This window comes from Chlamydia ibidis 10-1398/6 (genome assembly GCF_000454725.1).
Taxonomy (GTDB): Bacteria; Chlamydiota; Chlamydiia; order Chlamydiales; family Chlamydiaceae; genus Chlamydia; species Chlamydia ibidis.
Genome location: NZ_APJW01000003.1, coordinates 51,307 through 69,173 on the forward strand (window position 1 = coordinate 51,307; position 17,867 = coordinate 69,173).

A 17,867-nucleotide genomic window follows, 5' to 3' on the forward strand; every position below is an offset into this window, starting at 1 on the left:
ACGGTAAATAACTGCTTTCATTCCCAAAAAAATGTAAAGGTTATATAGACTTTTTTGAAGAACGTTGTCAATTTTAATGTCGAGCCCTCTTATAGATGGGGTTTCGATCTATTTACTAGAAAATAGATTATGGATATGCATTGTCAGAAAACAACACTACTGTCTTATCTATCACTTGCCTTTTCTTTAATCCTAATTCTCTCTAATTTAATCTTTGCTCCCAGACTAATTATTACCAAGTATTTTACTCTACCTGGCGGTTTAATCTTTTATCCTTTCACTTTTTTACTTTCGGATATAGTGAACGAAATCTATGGCTCCAAGAAAGCCAAGCAAATAGTTTATTCTGCATTTGTAGGTAATGCCGCATCTGTCTTATTGGTACAAATCTTTTCTATTTTACCTACAACACGCCCTGAAATACATGAAGCATGGAAGCTAGTTTTCGACCTTAACCCGTTTTGTCTATTTTTTTCGTTCACTGCTTTTTTAGCTTCTCAATATCTTGATATTTTCTCATTCTCGCTTCTTAAAAAAACATATCCCAATGGCTCATTATGGATGCGGAGCAACATTTCTACCTGCCTTTCTCAAATCATCGACACCCTGATTGTAGATCTAGGCATTGTTTATATTGGTATGGGCCTTTCTCTTACAAAGACCTTTTATATCATGACATGTTCTTACTCTTATAAAGTATTCTTTAGTTTAATAACCTCTCCGATTCTATGTTTTTTAGTTAAGAAAATTAACCATTTTATTGATTTTACCAAACAAACTGAAGATTAGTTGTTAATTAAAAATTTGTTAACAAAAAAAATAAACAAGAAAATACACTTTATATAAGTCGAGATTGTTTTATAATATGACCAGAATTCAATAAATCAGTTAATGGCATCATTTCTCATCTCAGAATCTGCACCCGGATTCTCCAAAAATTTGCTTACCATCCCTACATCAAAGTGGTTAAACGAAATAAACCAGAGCAATATGTCGGGATCGAAATCTTTTACCCAAGCAAACTTCTTGGATAAAATATCGAGGGTACTATTAGCCATCTTTTGTATTTTGGTCACTCTTGGATTAATCCTTATTTTTCTACCTGTACGAAAATTACTAGACCTAGACATTTATGCAGATGACAGCATAGTTATTAGTAACCAGTTTGCATCCTTATATCAACTCCCGCACAAATATATCCCTAATCAATATCACATAACTGGATGGGATACTGATGATTTAATTTCGTTTGGTAATTTTATAAAGAAAATACATCCAAAATTATCTTCTTTATCATTCTCAAAAATAATATCTATATACAATGCAGAATCGATTACTCACGGCGACTTACTTGTAGAAAAAAATAAAACAGAACATTCAGTTACAGATAACATTTCAGAAGATTCTGTATCTCAGACTAAAAATTTTGTTTTAGCTTATCCTCTGTGGCATCATCCATTAGCAACTTCTCCTGAAGATATGTGGTGCAAAATGCGGGAGCACGCTTTGTTTCAACACATAGGGTTGTCACACTGGACATTGTTGATTGTTAACACGGAACTAAGAGAAGTAGTGTTCTTTGATAGCTTGGCTAATTATATTAACAATAGCGTATTGGACCCTATGCTGTCTGACATTGCTAAAGTTTCAGGGCAGATGTATCCCTTAGAAAATCAAACACAAGATTTTACTATTAAAAAGGCAGCTGCTACTCCTTTACAACAGGATGGAACATCCTGTGGTATCTGGGTTGCTTGGTATTTAGACAAATATTTGAGCAACCCAGAATTTTCTTTGAGTAATCTAGACGCTAATAGAGCTCAATCCCTATTACACCAATTTTATAAAAATACCTGTTCTCAACTTGCTACCGCTAAATTATCTTCCTCTTCTTTGAGTATTCAGCGAGAAACATAGAGACTTTTCGACAAAATATTTGGAATAAATCATATTCTTTATGTAGATTTTCCCGGGGTGGAAGTACGACTATTTCTTGCATATGGGCTATTGGGTGTTTCATTTAACCGTATTATTCCTTTTAGTTTTTGCGCCCATGAAGCTTGTAGGTTCTCCGAATATGCTGTCGTTCCGTATAGATTCATAGGACCGTCTGTTACCTCATAAAAGCGTAGATAATTTCACAAGAGAATTTTCCGTATGTATAAGGTTACGATTTACAAGGCTCTTGCCTTATGTGCAATTCTAGGTAGTGTTGTTATGTTTTCTCTACGTGCCGAAGATAAACCATATGTTGTCGTAACTGGCTCTACAGGAGAACTGGGCTCTGTAATATCTAGGCACCTTTACCAAAAAAATTATGATCTTCTTCTTATCGGCAGACAAAAGAGCAAACTTCTTAATTTACATAAAAACTGCCCATCCTGCACTACCTTATGTGTAGATTACAGCCATCCTGGATATGTTACAGATTATAAATCAACGATCAAAGCTGAAAATAGATCTATATCTGGTCTTATCATCATTACCCCCAGACCTATTTGGGGAGGAGTATTGCAATCTCCGGAATCATGGGAAGCTATACTACAAACTACATTTATTGCACAAACGGCTCTAATTCAAGCGACTATTCCTTACATGCCCCCGGGAAGTGCTATCGTTATCATTGGAGGCACCACGTCTGTGCAGCACCAGCCTACTTTTGGATTGTCGTGTGTTATTCGTCGTATGTGGACGGCTTATGCTAAAGCCTTATCTCATGAATTAGGTGCGAAAGGCATCCGTGTTAACGTCGTATCCCCAGGAATTGTCTTAACTCCATTTCACGAAAAGCGCATTAAAGAGAGAGCTCAAAAGCATAATACTACATATCTTCAGGAATATGAAAAAGATTCTGCGAGCATCCCTTTAAGACGACACTGCTATCCTGAAGAGGTAGCCAAAACAATAGAGTTTTTCTTGTCATCATCCGCTTCTTTTATTTCAGGAACTAATCTACTTTTGGACGGAGGATTCACTCTTTCGCTTTATTAGTGAAACAGTAATCGAAGGTTAACTCAGACAATAGAAATATAGTAGCAACACCCACTACTAACTTGACTTCCTTCTATCATTGATATAAGTAGCTAGCTCTCAAAGCTCTCCTAAAACTTTTATTTTAATGATACTCTATAATTATGAATAAAGAACCTCTTGACTTCCCTTTGTCATTTATGTAAACATCTCGCACCCAGAGATTTCTCCAAAAAATTCATTTTAGGGATACCTTATGGATGCGAATAAAGAAGCTGTTGTTTGGTCACTAGAAGCAATCGGAGAAATCTATCATTCTCCTGTTTTCGAACTTATTCATAGAGCTAACGCTATTTTAAGAGCTAATTTTCCTCACTCTGAACTACAAACATGTCATTTGATCTCAATTAAAACTGGCGGATGTTCTGAAGATTGTGCCTATTGCGCCCAATCATCTCGATACCAGACTTCAGTCAAACCGGAGCCTATGATGAAAATAAATGATGTTCTGGAACAAGCAAAGCATGCGATTGCAGCAGGAGCTACCCGTGTTTGTTTAGGAGCAGCCTGGAGGGAAGTAAAAGATAATCATCAATTTGATCGTACACTCGCTATGATTAAAGGGATCACTGATATGGGTGCTGAGGTCTGCTGTGCTTTAGGTATGCTATCTCCTGGCCAAGCAGAAAAACTCTATGAAGCTGGCCTTTATGCTTATAATCATAATCTAGACTCTTCTGAGGAATTTTATAAAACTATCATTACGACAAGAAAATATGAAGATCGTCTGAATACCCTCGATGTAATTCATAACTCCGGCATCAGCACGTGCTGCGGAGGAATCGTTGGTATGGGGGAAAGTGTTGATGATCGCATCAAATTGCTACATACTCTAGCCTCGAGAAATTATGCCCCCGAGTCTGTACCAATTAATATGCTATGGCCTATTGAAGGAACCCCTTTAGCAAATCAAGATCGACTTTCTTTTTGGGAATTGCTACGTACTGTTGCAACAGCTCGCATAGTTTTTCCTCATTCTATGGTTCGACTTGCTGCAGGACGTTCTTTTCTTTCTATTGAACAACAAACCTTATGCTTCTTAGCTGGTGCTAATTCTATATTCTACGGTGAAAAGCTTCTCACAGTGAAAAATAGTGACGTAAACGACGATAACTTCATGCTGGACTTGCTAGGCATGCATCATCGTCCAGCGTTTTCTGTAGAAAGAGGCAATCCATGCCATTCCACTTGCTGTTAAAGTCAAACCTGAATCAACAAAAGAAAAAGGGTATATATCGAGAACTATCTTGTTATCCCAATCTTGTGGATTTGACTTCCAATGACTACTTAGGTTTGTCTAGATCTAGAGAATTTAAGAAATCTCTTGAAAACTCTTTTAATCAGATTTCGCAATTAGGATCGACAGGATCGCGTTTATTGTCAGGACACTCTACTTATGCTCAGGAAGTAGAGAAAAAAATAGCTGAATATCATGGGATGGAAGATGCCTTGGTGTTCAATAGCGGGTATACTGCAAATTTAGGATTGCTGTCCTCCTTGGCAACAGCTCAAGATAGAATAGTCTATGACATACGTATTCATGCCTCTATCCACGATGGCATCCGCTTGTCAAAAGCTACAAGTTTTCCCTTTCGTCATAATGATGTTGCGCACTTAAAACAAAGATTAGCACGCCCTCATAATGGTAATACCTTTGTGTGTATAGAGTCTATTTATTCACTGCATGGTTCTGTAGCACCCCTGCAAGCTATTTGTGAATTATGTAATGAATATTCAGCTTATCTAATAGTAGACGAGGCGCATGCTTTAGGAATACTTGGAGAGCAAGGCGAGGGTCTTGTATCTTCACTAGGACTACAAAACTCCGTAGCTGCAACAGTGTATACATTCGGCAAGGCTCTAGGAATACATGGGGCGGCAGTTGCTGGACAATCCGTGCTAAAAGATTACCTCATTAATTTCTGTCGTCCATTCATTTACACTACAGCACCATCGCACCACACTTTCTTACTAATAGATCTCGCATATCAATATAATCAAGCTGCAACATCACAGAGAAAACACTTGCAAGATCTTACTCTTTATTTCCGAAGAGTGGCATCGACATTGGGATTGTCGATATCTGAGGAAAACTCTACAACCCCTATTCAATCTATATGTGTTCCTGGACATGTCATGGTTCGTACGTTAGCATCCAAGTTACAAGAACATGGCTTTGACGTTCGCCCTATTGTTAGTCCCTCAGTACAGAAGAACAAAGAACTTTTAAGAATATGTTTACACGCTTTTAACACCAAAAAAGAAGTTGACGCCTTCCTTCTTAAATTACACGAAATTAGAAAAGATATATGCGTATCATTGTAGCTGGAATTCATACGGGTGTAGGAAAAACTCTTACTAGCGCAATCCTTACACAAGTATTAAACGCGGAATATTGGAAACCTATACAAGCAGGTTCTCTAGATTTTACGGATACTGATTTCGTTCGTAAACTTACAGGAGCTAAATGTCATCCTGAAAGTTATTGCTTTGCGCATAGCCTATCACCTCATTTATCAGCACGTCTAGAAAATACCTCTATAGATGAAAACAAAATTCGCATTCCCGAGACACCCTCTCATTTAATCATAGAAACATTCGGGGGCTTCCTCTCTCCATGTACTACTCAGATACTTCAAGGAGACTTATTGTCGACATGGCCTTGCCAATGGGTACTTGTCAGTTCACATTATCTCGGTAGTATTAACCATACTTTCTTGACACTAGAGGCCATGACAATGAGAAACTTAGATATTTTAGGGTTGGTATTAAATCAATATCCTAGGAAAGAACAGGAAGATATTATAGAACTCTCCAAACTACCTCTCATAGGTGCCATACAGCATGAACATAGTATTTCCAAGGAGAGAGTGCTATATTATGCTAGCTTATGGAAAAAAAATTTAAATCTATTAGATAACGTCTGCTCTCCAATACTAAAAAGATGAAAAGCATGGCTTCTTATATTTGGCATCCGTTCTATCAACCACGCTTAGATCCTGAGCCCTTACATATTGTTCGAGGGTCGGGTGCTTACCTATATACCGCAGACGAAACGAAGTATCTAGATGCCATATCATCTTGGTGGTGTAACCTCCATGGGCACGCCCATCCTTTCATAGCAAAAAAAATTGCACAACAAGCAAGACAACTGGAGCATGTAATTTTTGCTAACGCTACGCACCCACCAGCAATAGACCTCGTTAACAAACTTATTCCTATACTTCCTAAAGGTATAAAGCGCTGTTTTTTTTCTGACAATGGTTCTTGTGCGATAGAAGTAGCAATAAAAATGGCTACGCAATACTTTCATAACCAACGAATAAAAAAACAAAGTTTCGTTTGCTTACGTGATGGCTATCATGGAGATACCATAGGAGCAATGTCCTTAGTAGCACCAACTGTATTTTCGCAACCATTTCACCGATTACTTTTTAAAAGTGACATCATAGATCCCCCTATCTATGGGCAGGAAGAGAAATCAATAAAACAAGCAGAATCCCTGTTCTCGACAAATAGAATAGCCGCATTTATTTACGAGCCCGTTGTACAAGGTGCTGCGGGGATGAGAATGTATAACCCCGAAGGTCTAGATGCTATTATCAAACTTGCAAAACATTATGGAGTCCTCTGCATTGCGGATGAAATTTTTACAGGTTTTGGACGTACAGGCCCCCTATTTGCTTCAAATTACATGTCGACCCCTCCCGATATTATCTGTCTGTCAAAAGGATTAACAGGTGGGTTCCTTCCTTTAGCAATTACAGCAACCTCTGAAGCAGTTTATCAACAATTCGTATCACAACAAAGAGACAAGTCCTTTCTTCATGGTCATACATATACAGCTAATCCTCTAGGATGTGCTGCTGCATCTGCATCTTTAGACCTTACACTCTCACCAAGATGCCAAGATCAGCGTACCATGATCGAGAATTGTCATAAGGAATTCCAGAAAAGCTATGGATCACAGTGGCAACGGTGTCATGTTTTAGGAACAATTTTAGCTTTGGATTATCCAAGTTCCTCCTCTGGATATTTCTCTGATTTACGAGATCCTCTTCATCACTTCTTCTTAAAACAAAAAATTCTTTTGCGTCCTTTGGGAAATACTATTTATGTTGTACCTCCCTATTGCATTAGTAAAAAAGATCTTAAAACAATTTATCATTGCCTTCAGGATACCCTATGCTTACATCTAAAATAACAACATTCATATCCTATGCCGAACAGCTATCGAATCTCCTTGAATCAATCGTAGAATCAGATGAGTTACATGCTAAGTGGATCAATACCCTATCATTTTTAGAAAACTGTGGAGCAAAGAAGATATCTCTTAGTGAGCACCCAACTAAAGTACAAAAAGAAGTTCTTAAACATGCTTCAGAAGAGTTCCGTCATGCTTTTTATCTGAAGACACAAATCTCAAAAATTCCTAATCAAATGCTACCTAACTATTCTCTTAACAGAATATTAGGGGGATTTGCGTCTTTACATTATTTGAATAACTTGGACTTATACACATGTAGACTGCTAAAAAATCGCTACTGTCTTCTAGGACAACAGCTTAAAACTACAGCCTATATTCTCGTTACATCGGCTATAGAAATACGAGCATCAGAGTTATATCCATTATATCAGGACATACTTAAATCGAAGCAAAGTAAAATAACAGTAAAATCTATCATCCTAGAAGAACAAGAACATTTAAAAGAAATGGAGAATGAACTTACACACATTCCCCATTACGAAACTCTTTTATCCTATGCATGTCAAATTGAAAGCAATCTTTGTTCCAATCTCATCAATACTTTAAAAAATGATGTACAGTTATTTTATCATTCAATCTAGTAATGGTTGTCGAAAATCTTAGACTAGAAATAGACGGTTCAGGCAACCTTTCTTCTTAGGTAAATAAATAAGTCCAAGAATAATGCTTATTTATAAGATATTGCCCTCTTCAGTTTGTGGGAATGCTTGTATTCCTCCTTCTAAGTCGCATACTCTACGGGCCGTTCTTTGGGCGGCCGTTTCTCAAGGAAACTCATACATATACAACTATCTTCCCTCTCCTGATACTGTATCTATGATACTATCGTGTCAAAAAATGGGTGCAGATATTTCTAAACATGGGTCACTTTTAAAAATCAAGGGGGCGAAATCTCCTTATTTTCCAGAAGGTACAGTAATAGATGCCGGCAACTCAGGAATCGCATTCCGATTTCTTACAGCATTTGCTGCCATAGCATCGGAAAATATAGTGATCACAGGATCCGAACAACTTGCCAGGCGCCCCATAATTCCTCTTATAAAAGCCCTACAAAATTTCGGAGCGAAATTTACTTATCAGGGGAACCCCCTACCTTTTAAAATATCAGGCCCCTTATCTTCCGGTTATACAGAAATTTGTGGAAGCGATTCCCAATATGCTTCAGCCCTAGCTATAGCGTGCTCCTTATCACCTGGTCCTTTTTCTTTTACTATCGTAAATCCTAAAGAACGTCCCTGGTTTGACTTAACACTTTGGTGGTTAGACAAGATGCATATTCCCTATACTAATTCAGAAACAACTTACTCTTTCCCAGGGTATGCAAAACCTCAGTCCTTCACCTATACTGTTCCAGGTGATTTTAGCAGCGCATCGTTCATTGCCGCTGCTGCGTTACTGTCTAAGTCTCCGTATCCTACCCGTTTGGAAAATTTAAAAGTTTCTGATATCCAGGGAGATAAGGAATTGTTTTTTGTTTTAAAAAATCTAGGGGCTAATATCCTGTTCGAAGAGGATAGTATTACCGTATATCCTTCTAAGTTTTCTGGAGGCGTAATTAACATGGACCCTTTCATAGACGCGCTTCCTATCCTTACAGTACTTTGTTGTTTTGCTGAAAGTCCTTCATACTTATACAATGCGACTGGTGCAAAAAATAAAGAAAGTGACCGTATCCTTACGATTACTGAAGAACTACAGAAAATGGGAGCCTGTATTCAGCCTTGCCATGATGGTCTGCTAATTAATCCCACTCCTTTATATGGAGCTTCTTTAAATTCTCATAATGATCACAGAATTGCTATGGCATTAACAATAGCAGCTATGTACGCATCTAGTGAAAGCTTATTACACGATACAGAATGTATAAACAAAACTTTCCCAGGCTTCTGTTATACTATGCAATCATTACAAGCCAATATAAAAGAATACTATGAAGATATTTCTATGCGGTCTTCCAGCATCAGGAAAGACTTTATTTGGAAAAGCTCTCTCTAGTTACCTCTCATTACCTCATGAAGATGTTGATGATTTAATTGTAAGTAACTACGGTTGTGAAATATATTCTTCTGTTTCTAAAATCTTTCTAGGTTATGGAGAAGAAATATTTTCTCGCTACGAGATGAATGTGCTTCTTTCTTCCCCTTATGAGATCAGTGTTGTATCTTTAGGAGGAGGAACAGTGATGCAAAAATCTGCTTATCAGATAATTAACTCAAAGGGCATTTTGATTTTCCTATCCACGCCCCTACCTGTAATCTATCAAAGACTCTCTCAACGTGGTCTCCCTGAAAGATTAAAGACAGCTTCTAATTTAGAGGAAGTTATGCATAAACGTGTCGCATATATGGAAGAAATTTCCGACTATGTATTCCGTATGGACGATATCGACATTCTAAGTGAACAAGAATTGCTCTCAGCATGTGAATCTTTAGTCAACAAGTTAGCATTATGAAAAATCGTTTCGGTTCACTGTTCTCTTTAACTACATGGGGAGAATCTCATGGCCCAGCGATAGGTGCTGTTATTGATGGATGCCCAGCCGGTATCGAATTATCTTCCCAAGATTTTATACCAGCAATGGCGAGAAGACGTCCTGGAAAAAAAGGAACTTCTCCACGCTGTGAGCTTGACCATGTAGAGATTCTCTCTGGGGTTTACAAAGGGAAAACAACGGGGACACCTATTTCCTTACTAATTCGTAATATCGACGTTAACAGTACTTCTTATCAAAATCATTGTTACCGCCCAGGACATGCAGAATATGCTTATGAAAAAAAATTCGGAATTGCTGATTATTTAGGAGGAGGAAGATCATCCGCAAGAGAAACAGCATGTCGTGTAGCAGCTGGAGTTATTGCAGCTAAATTACTTGCACATTACGACATTTATAGCTTAGCATTCCTTTCACAAATAGGACCACTACAGTCAAATTGTTATCCCCAATTTTCTAAACAACTGGCAGAAAAAATTTATCTCTCAAAGTTCTTTTCTTTACTACCTGAAGAGGATGTTCTTTCTCTTATAGAAGAGACACAAAAGCGTGGAGATTCTATAGGAGGTGCAGTTACTTTCATCACCTCTCCCATCATGGAGGGGTTAGGCGAACCTTTATTTTATAAAACACATGCTGCCCTCGCTCTAGCACTTATGGGATTACCTGCAGCAAAAGGTTTTGAGATAGGATTAGGATTTGACTGTGCAGAAATGTATGGCTCACAGTACACTGACCCCTTCATTAACTCTAGAGAAAAAGGTATTTCTTTACAGTCAAATCGCTGTGGCGGGACGCTTGGAGGTATCACTGTTGGTAATCCTCTTGAAGGCCGCGTGGCATTTAAACCTACATCATCGATACGCCTACCTATAGCTACTATAAGTAAAACTGGAGACTCCTTGTCGTATGTTACGGAAACATCGGGACGACATGATCCTTGTGTAGCAATACGAGCTGTGCCAGTAGTGGAGGCAATGGTAAATTTAGTATTAGCTGATTTGTTATTACAACAACGGTGTTCGCAGTTATGATAGAAAATATTGTCAATAATCCCCACATTGTAAAATTAGTTCACAATTTCTTTCATAAAAAGCTATTTAGCTCGATACCTACATCATCTCCTTTGGTGATCATTACTGATGATTGTGTAAAAGATAAGGTTATTCCTCCTATTACTGATTTTTTAAAGTCGATAGGATACGAGGTGAATATATTGTCCTTTCCCCCAGGAGAGCAAAATAAAACCTGGGAAACGTTTATTTCTCTTCAAAACCAGTTAGTAGAAATGAATATCTCCCCAGGTGCCACTATGATAGGAATTGGCGGTGGTATTGTTCTAGATATGGCAGGATTTCTTGCTTCTACTTACTGTCGTGGTATGAGGCTATTTCTTGTTCCTACGACGATAACTGCTATGATTGACTCCAGTATTGGGGGAAAAAATGGAATCAACTTTCGAGGATTAAAAAATCGATTGGGGACCATTTACCTACCCAAAAGCGTATGGATTTGCCCAGAATTTTTATCTACTTTACCTAGGCATGAATGGCACAATGGTATTGCCGAAGCAATCAAGCATGGGTGTATTGCGGATGCATATCTTTGGGAATTCTTAGAAAATTACAGTGAAACATTGTTTTCTTCACCACCGGTACTGAATGAATTTATCAAAAGAAATTGTTTAATAAAATCTGCTATTGTCGCACAAGATCTAAAAAATCGTGGGATTAGAAAAATTCTTAACTTTGGTCATTCAATAGGACATGCTATAGAAACACTCTCTTTTGGCTATGTCAGTCATGGGCTATCAGTAAGTGTAGGTATGGTAATCGAGATGAAAATATCCCTTAGATCGGGAATTATGAAAAATCCGCAGCTAATAGATAAGCTCTCTTGCCTACTGAGTAAATTCCATTTGCCTACACACTTGAAGGATTTATCATCCCTAATACCAGAAGAATTCCAAAAAAATGTATTTTGTCCTCAAAATATCATTCACACACTAAGTTATGACAAAAAAAACCTTATAAAATACTGTCCTAAAATTGTTATGTTAGAACATTTGGGAAAAGTTGCATCTTTTAATGGCACATATTGCATTGCTCCCAAAATAGATCTGTTATACCAAATTTTGTCAGAAGAATGTCATGTTATGTGCAACAATTAGCGGCCCTTCTTTCCTAGAAGCAAAAACACAAATTTTACATTCCTTACCTCTGGTTGATGCCATAGAACTGCGGGTTGATCGCTTTTCAGAAGTTTCTAATAACGAGCTAGCATCATTGGTACGGCTAGCAAAAAGAACTATTCTAACATTTCAAAAACCTATACAGCTAACACGAGCACAGTGGGTTCTAAAAATTCAAGAACTAGCTGACCTATGTCCTGACTATTTAGATGTTGATAAAAGTTTCCCTAAAAATATCCTAAATCGAATTCGCAGTAAACATCCTCAAATCAAGATCATACTCTCTCACCACAGTAATACTTGGGAACCTATCAATGAACTGTACAATGTAATAAGTAAAACTCAGGTAGATTATTACAAAATTGCAGTGACTCCACAATCATCTCTAGAAACTCTACAATGTATGTGTCAAAAGCAGTCACTACCAGATAACGTAACTGCTATTTGTATGGGCAACTATGGTATTCCCGCCCGCGTTCTTTCTCCTTTAGTCAACAACAACATTAATTACTCCTCTGGTATAGGGGCTCCTCAAGCTGCTCCTGGGCAATTATCTGTTACAGAACTACTATCCTATAATTATTCCAATCTAACCCCGGATGCAAATATCTATGCATTAATTGGCAATCCTGTCAATCGTAGCATCAGTCATCGTTCACATAATCATTTTTTCTCCTTACTCGGAATATCGGCAAGCTATGTAAAAATTCTCCTAAACGCCGAGGAATTACCAGAATTTTTCAAACTAGCACACCAACTAAATTTCAAAGGAGTTAGTGTGACAATGCCTTTAAAAACTGAGGTATTAAAACATGTTGATATCCTTGATCCCACAGTCTTATCCTGTCAATCTTGCAACACACTTGTCTTTGATCAGAACAAAATCGTAGGCTACAATACTGATGGGCTCGGTCTTCTTAACTTGATGTGTAATTATGGTATATCTATCAAAAACAAGAGTATTGCAATTTTAGGTGCAGGAGGAGCTGCGAAGGCTATAGCAACGACTCTTTCTCGTTTTGGAGGTAATGTCTATATATTCAATCGTAGTAAACCAGCAAGAGATGAACTCGCCGATCTCTGTTCAGGTAAATCTTTCCCCCTTGATATGCTTTCGGATGCTTTCCCTATAGATATAATTATTAATTGCCTTCCTCCAAATATACCCTTCAAGGAAATCTTTGCTCCTATTGTCATCGATATTAATACACAATCAAGAACAAGCCCCTATTTAGAAAAATCTAGAGAATACGGGAGTGTGGTTTTATACGGATACCAAATGTTTATGGAGCAGGCTCTTCTTCAATTTGCGTTCTGGTTTCCAGGAAGACTATCACCTACTTTATGTGCACAATTCCGGCAAGAAGTAACGCGTATTATGACTGAGGAATCACAGTATGCAAACAAAGAAATCAAAGCGATTGCTTAATCATCTCAAGGAATTTCTATAAAAATTGCCCTCATTTTCATATTATCTCTTTATCTCTTCAGCTTTTAAACGGGGTGTAAATATGTTTGGCTTCTGGTTGTTTATCTGCTTTCTTTGGTTCCCTAGCTGTCTTTTATCCACAGAATCTTTTCGTAAAGTTGAAGTAAAATCTATCCACGAAGTTGCTGGAGATATTTTGTTCGATACTACAAACTTTTGGCTTATCCTCGATATCGATGATACTTTACTAGAGGGCGCAGAAGCTTTAACTCATTCCATGTGGATGACAAAAACAATAGAAGGATTTCAACAACTAGGCTTTTCAGAACAAGAATCTTGGGAAACGACCTATCCTTACTGGCTAGAATTTCAAGAAAAAGGCTCGGTCAAACCTATAGAACCTGCAATGAAGCTATTAATTGAAAAAATACAAGAGAAGGGCCAACCCTGCTTCGCATATACTGAAAGAAGAAAAGAAACACAAGCTATTACTCTAAAGCAACTCGCATCTGTACAAATACAGTTCAAACCTAATCTAAATTTACCTGACCAGTTACCTACTTCTATATTATTTGCCTCAGGAATTCTTTTTGGTAATGAGATACACAAGGGTCGCGGGTTGTCCCTATTTTTGGACGCCCTAACTATCCATCCAGAAAAAATTATCTATGTTGATAACGATTACTATAATGTCGTTCGTGTTGGAGAGCTATGTAAATCTCGTAATATTTCTTTCTTCGGTATTGTTTATAGAGCACAAAAATTCTTTCCACCAATCTATTTATCTGAAATAGCTAAAATTCAATATACTTACTCTAAAAAACTGCTTAGTAATGAAGCTGCTGCCCTACTGCTAAGACATCAAATGATAGAATAACTATTCTTCTAAAACCCGAAAATTATGGAATTAAAACAACTATTTTTTTTAGAGTCTGGAGCAAGGGCATGTCTTCTATTGTGTTTGCTTCATGGTGTTCTTTCGTTCTCTTCTACTGACTAGCTTATACGCATGTAATGTTCTTTCACTTTCCGCGTATGCTTCGTGTTCTAAGGATGATTCTAGTGAGCACTCTAAATTAGAGAAGCGATGTTTTTCGTCTGTCGACTGTTCTTTCAATGATGATCAAAACTGCAACAAATCAGAAAGACGTCATGTTCTTTCTCCCGTGAAAGAAGTATTGGAAGACAGGCCTTGGCACAAAGGATTCTCATTTACTAAACTGACGCAATCCTTACAAAACGCTACGAATGCTGAAATTTCTTTAGAATGTGGTGTGTTGCCCCAATGGTTTTATCCTCATCGAGCTTTAGGATCTGCAATAGATGAAGAATCACCGTCCTGTCAGGTATTCTTGTCCCCGGAAGTAACTTGGGAATTATATAACACACCAATAGCAGGAACAGGAACCTTTGAGTTTTCCTATACATTGATACGCTATTGGAAGAATAATGCAGAAAATGCCAATCGTTGTTTGGGAATCGCTTGTGAAATTAATGATTATAGTTCACGGACAAATATATTATCACAGCTAAGCTTCTCACAAACTTTCCCCGGTAAGTTTCTGACAGTTTGCATAGGCCAGTACAGTCTATATAATATAGATGGAACACTTTATGATAATGATCAGCTAACAGGTTTTATTAGTTATTCTTTATCGCAAAACGCGAGTGCAACTTATTCTTCCGGAAGTATTGGTGCCTATGTGCAAGTCAATCCAATACCAAATCTTGCAATTCAAGTAGGTTGCCAAGATGCCTATAACATCCTGGGAACAGCTTTCGAGCTAAAGAATTTACAAAAAAACAAGTATAATTTTTATGGATATTTGTCCTGGTCTCCACAAAATAGATTCGGTAGCGGTCAATATTCTGCTCTCGTCTATGCTACAAGAAAAGTACCTGATCAACTTTCACAGACAACAGGATGGTCTCTAAACTTCGGACAAGATTTAGGCAAAAAACTCTATCTATTCGGAAGATGGAACGGAGCAACTGGTTCTGTTTATAGTATTAACAGATCTTATGTTCTTGGTTTAGCTTCAGCTAATCCAATAAATCGTAATTCTCAAGATCTATTGGGCATAGCTGCAGCTAGAAATAAAGTTAATCGCAAGGTACTGACTGCTAAAAAAGTGCGAAAATATGAGACTGTTATCGAAACGTTTGCAACAGTAGGTTTTGGTCCTCATTTTTCTGTAACTCCAGATTTACAAATTTACATTCATCCTGCACAGAGACTAGACAAGCGCTCCGTAAGGGTGTATGGCATACGAGCAAATATATCTATTTAAAAAACTTCCATTTTTATTCTAAATTCAGGAGCCTAGTACTATGACCTATGGAACCCGATACCCAACTTTAGCGTTTCATACTGGCGGTGCCGGAGAATCGGAAGATGGGATGCCTCCGCAACCATTCGAAACATTTTGCTACGATTCAGCATTATTACAAGCAAAAATTGAAAATTTTAATATTGTTCCCTACACCTCAGTGTTACCTAAGGAATTGTTTGGAAACATCGTTCCGGTTGATCAGTGCGTTAAACATTTTAAGCACGGCGCTGTCCTGGAGGTAATTATGGCTGGAAGAGGAGCAGCCATCTCTGATGGCCATCACGCAATTGCTACTGGTGTAGGTATTTGCTGGGGACAAGATAGCAATGGACAACTTATAGGTGGTTGGGCAGCAGAATATGTAGAATTTTTCCCAACATGGATTGACGATGAGATTGCTGAGTCTCATGCAAAAATGTGGTTGAAAAAATCTTTACAACATGAGTTAGATCTGAGATCAGTAACAAAACACAGTGAATTTCAATATTTCCATAACTATATCAACATTAGGCAAAAGTATGGCTTTTGTCTAACGGCATTAGGTTTTCTCAATTTTGAAAATGCTGATCCAGTAATAATTAAATAGGGTTAAACAATGATCTCTAAAGGGGATAAATCTCGAAAAAACCTGGGAGCAATAGCTTTAACAGGTATGGTGATTAGCTCAATGATTGGGGGAGGAATTTTTAGCCTCCCTCAAAATATGTCGGCTGCAGCCGGTGTTGGAGCCATTCTTCTTGCTTGGGCACTAACGGGAATAGGAATGTTCTTCATTGCCAATACGTTCAAAACACTATCTTTAGTTCGCCCTGATCTTACGACAGGGATATATATGTACAGTAGGGAGGGGTTTGGACCTTATGTAGGGTTTACAATTGGCTGGGGCTACTGGTTATGTCAAATCTTCGGGAATGTCGGTTATGCAGTCATGACGATGGACGCTTTGAACTATTTTTTCCCACCATATTTCGAAGGAGGTAACACTGTCCCCGCAATTATTGGCGGCTCTTTATTGATTTGGATCTTCAATTTTATTGTTCTTAAAGGTATCCGGCAAGCATCCTTTATTAATGTTATCGGAACAGTATGCAAGCTTGTTCCTCTTATTGTATTCATCATAATCACAGCATTTCTATTCAAACTTGCGATTTTCAAAACCGATTTTTGGGGACATACATCGACAAAAACTCAACCCCTGTTGGGATCTCTAACTGGGCAGCTAAAAAGCACTATGCTAGTTACCTTATGGGCCTTCATAGGTATAGAAGGTGCTGTAGTAATGTCTGGAAGAGCAAAAAACGCGGCGGCCGTCGGTAAAGCAACTCTGTTTGGATTTCTAAGTTGTTTAAGTATTTATATACTTTTATCCGTACTACCTTTCGGTTCGTTATTCCAATACCAATTAGCAAAAATTCCTAACCCGTCTACTGCAGGTGTTTTACAATTACTTGTAGGAGAATGGGGATCTATCATGATGAATATAGGATTGTTAATAGCTATCCTATCTAGCTGGTTATCCTGGACAATGATTGTTGCAGAAATCCCCTATTCTGCTGCAAAAAATGGTACTTTTCCTGAAATATTCGCTATTGAAAATTCTGTCAGCTCTCCTAAGGTATCACTGTATGTAACAAGTGCTCTTATGCAAGTAACGATGCTTCTAGTCTACTTTTTCACAGATGCCTGGAATACTATGCTAAGCATTACAGGTGTGATGGTACTACCCGCTTATCTAGCTAGCGCTGCTTATCTAGTTAAGTTTAGCAGAGATAAAAAGTATCCTAAAAATGCTCAAACAAAATCACGATTTGCCATGATCACTGGGATTTTAGGAGTTATCTATTCAATATGGCTAATTTATGCTGGAGGATTGCACTACTCATTCATGGCGATTATCTTACTAGCTCTAGGTATTCCATTTTATATAGATGCTGGGAAAAAAGGAAAAAATTCTAAAGTATTTTTTAGCAAGAAAGAGATAGCTAAAATGGCTGTCGTCAGCGTCTTAGCTCTGATAGCAATTTTTATGTTTTCTACAAGTAAAATTGCCCTTTAATTCAAAACAGAGAGGCGAAAGCCTCCCTGTCTTTTTACTCCCATTTCTATTAGAAAGTAAATTTTGTTTT

At 37.8% G+C, this 17,867-nt stretch carries 17 protein-coding genes; all 17 read left to right on the plus strand.

The window, feature by feature from the left end:
• The first annotated feature begins 129 nt into the window (after positions 1-129).
• The 17 genes from H359_RS03730 (at position 130) to aaxC (ending at position 17,797) form a co-directional block, all read left to right on the plus strand.
• Entirely contained in the window at positions 130-789 is a 660-nt protein-coding gene (locus H359_RS03730) for a queuosine precursor transporter (RefSeq protein ID WP_020370421.1), read from the plus strand.
• Positions 790-891: 102 nt separating this feature from the next.
• Positions 892-1,917 (plus strand): Ulp1 family isopeptidase, encoded by a 1,026-nt coding sequence (locus H359_RS03735; protein WP_021119618.1) that lies wholly within the window; start codon positions 892-894, stop codon positions 1,915-1,917.
• 240 nt (positions 1,918-2,157) lie between these two features.
• Complete coding sequence (locus H359_RS03740; RefSeq protein WP_020370424.1) at positions 2,158-2,991, plus strand: SDR family oxidoreductase; 834 nt, start codon at positions 2,158-2,160, stop codon at positions 2,989-2,991.
• A gap of 235 nt (positions 2,992-3,226) precedes the next feature.
• Positions 3,227-4,228, plus strand: coding sequence for a biotin synthase BioB (bioB, locus tag H359_RS03745; protein ID WP_020370425.1), 1,002 nt, complete (start codon positions 3,227-3,229; stop codon positions 4,226-4,228).
• The gene (locus H359_RS03750) at positions 4,207-5,355 is read left to right on the plus strand and encodes an aminotransferase class I/II-fold pyridoxal phosphate-dependent enzyme (protein ID WP_020370426.1); all 1,149 of its coding nucleotides are present in this window, start codon (positions 4,207-4,209) and stop codon (positions 5,353-5,355) included. The genes bioB and H359_RS03750 overlap by 22 nt, the downstream gene beginning before the upstream one ends.
• Positions 5,340-5,978, plus strand: a complete 639-nt coding sequence (gene bioD, locus H359_RS03755) for a dethiobiotin synthase (RefSeq protein WP_020370427.1) — start codon at positions 5,340-5,342, stop codon at positions 5,976-5,978. Before H359_RS03750 ends, bioD begins: the two co-directional genes overlap by 16 nt.
• Positions 5,975-7,234 (plus strand): adenosylmethionine--8-amino-7-oxononanoate transaminase, encoded by a 1,260-nt coding sequence (gene bioA, locus H359_RS03760; RefSeq protein WP_035392178.1) that lies wholly within the window; start codon positions 5,975-5,977, stop codon positions 7,232-7,234. The genes bioD and bioA overlap by 4 nt, the downstream gene beginning before the upstream one ends.
• Complete coding sequence (locus tag H359_RS03765; RefSeq protein WP_020370429.1) at positions 7,216-7,878, plus strand: hypothetical protein; 663 nt, start codon at positions 7,216-7,218, stop codon at positions 7,876-7,878. The genes bioA and H359_RS03765 overlap by 19 nt, the downstream gene beginning before the upstream one ends.
• 82 nt (positions 7,879-7,960) lie before the next feature.
• On the plus strand, positions 7,961-9,292 hold the full coding sequence (gene aroA / locus H359_RS03770) for a 3-phosphoshikimate 1-carboxyvinyltransferase (protein WP_020370430.1): 1,332 nt from the start codon (positions 7,961-7,963) through the stop codon (positions 9,290-9,292).
• Positions 9,228-9,749 (plus strand): shikimate kinase, encoded by a 522-nt coding sequence (locus tag H359_RS03775; RefSeq protein ID WP_035392181.1) that lies wholly within the window; start codon positions 9,228-9,230, stop codon positions 9,747-9,749. Before aroA ends, H359_RS03775 begins: the two co-directional genes overlap by 65 nt.
• Positions 9,746-10,822, plus strand: a complete 1,077-nt coding sequence (gene aroC, locus H359_RS03780) for a chorismate synthase (protein WP_020370432.1) — start codon at positions 9,746-9,748, stop codon at positions 10,820-10,822. Before H359_RS03775 ends, aroC begins: the two co-directional genes overlap by 4 nt.
• Positions 10,819-11,958 (plus strand): 3-dehydroquinate synthase, encoded by a 1,140-nt coding sequence (gene aroB, locus H359_RS03785; RefSeq protein WP_020370433.1) that lies wholly within the window; start codon positions 10,819-10,821, stop codon positions 11,956-11,958. The genes aroC and aroB overlap by 4 nt, the downstream gene beginning before the upstream one ends.
• On the plus strand, positions 11,939-13,408 hold the full coding sequence (locus tag H359_RS03790) for a bifunctional 3-dehydroquinate dehydratase/shikimate dehydrogenase (protein WP_020370434.1): 1,470 nt from the start codon (positions 11,939-11,941) through the stop codon (positions 13,406-13,408). The genes aroB and H359_RS03790 overlap by 20 nt, the downstream gene beginning before the upstream one ends.
• A gap of 82 nt (positions 13,409-13,490) precedes the next feature.
• Positions 13,491-14,285: a DUF2608 domain-containing protein gene (locus H359_RS03795; protein WP_020370435.1), complete on the plus strand. Its 795-nt coding sequence runs from the start codon at positions 13,491-13,493 to the stop codon at positions 14,283-14,285.
• A 91-nt stretch (positions 14,286-14,376) separates the two neighbouring features.
• Entirely contained in the window at positions 14,377-15,699 is a 1,323-nt protein-coding gene (aaxA, locus tag H359_RS03800) for a porin AaxA (protein ID WP_020370436.1), read from the plus strand.
• A 40-nt stretch (positions 15,700-15,739) separates the two neighbouring features.
• Positions 15,740-16,327, plus strand: coding sequence for a pyruvoyl-dependent arginine decarboxylase AaxB (aaxB, locus tag H359_RS03805; RefSeq protein ID WP_020370437.1), 588 nt, complete (start codon positions 15,740-15,742; stop codon positions 16,325-16,327).
• A gap of 9 nt (positions 16,328-16,336) precedes the next feature.
• A complete protein-coding gene (gene aaxC / locus H359_RS03810; RefSeq protein ID WP_020370438.1) occupies positions 16,337-17,797 on the plus strand; it encodes an arginine/agmatine antiporter AaxC in 1,461 nt (486 codons plus the stop codon).
• The last annotated feature ends 70 nt before the right edge of the window (positions 17,798-17,867 follow it).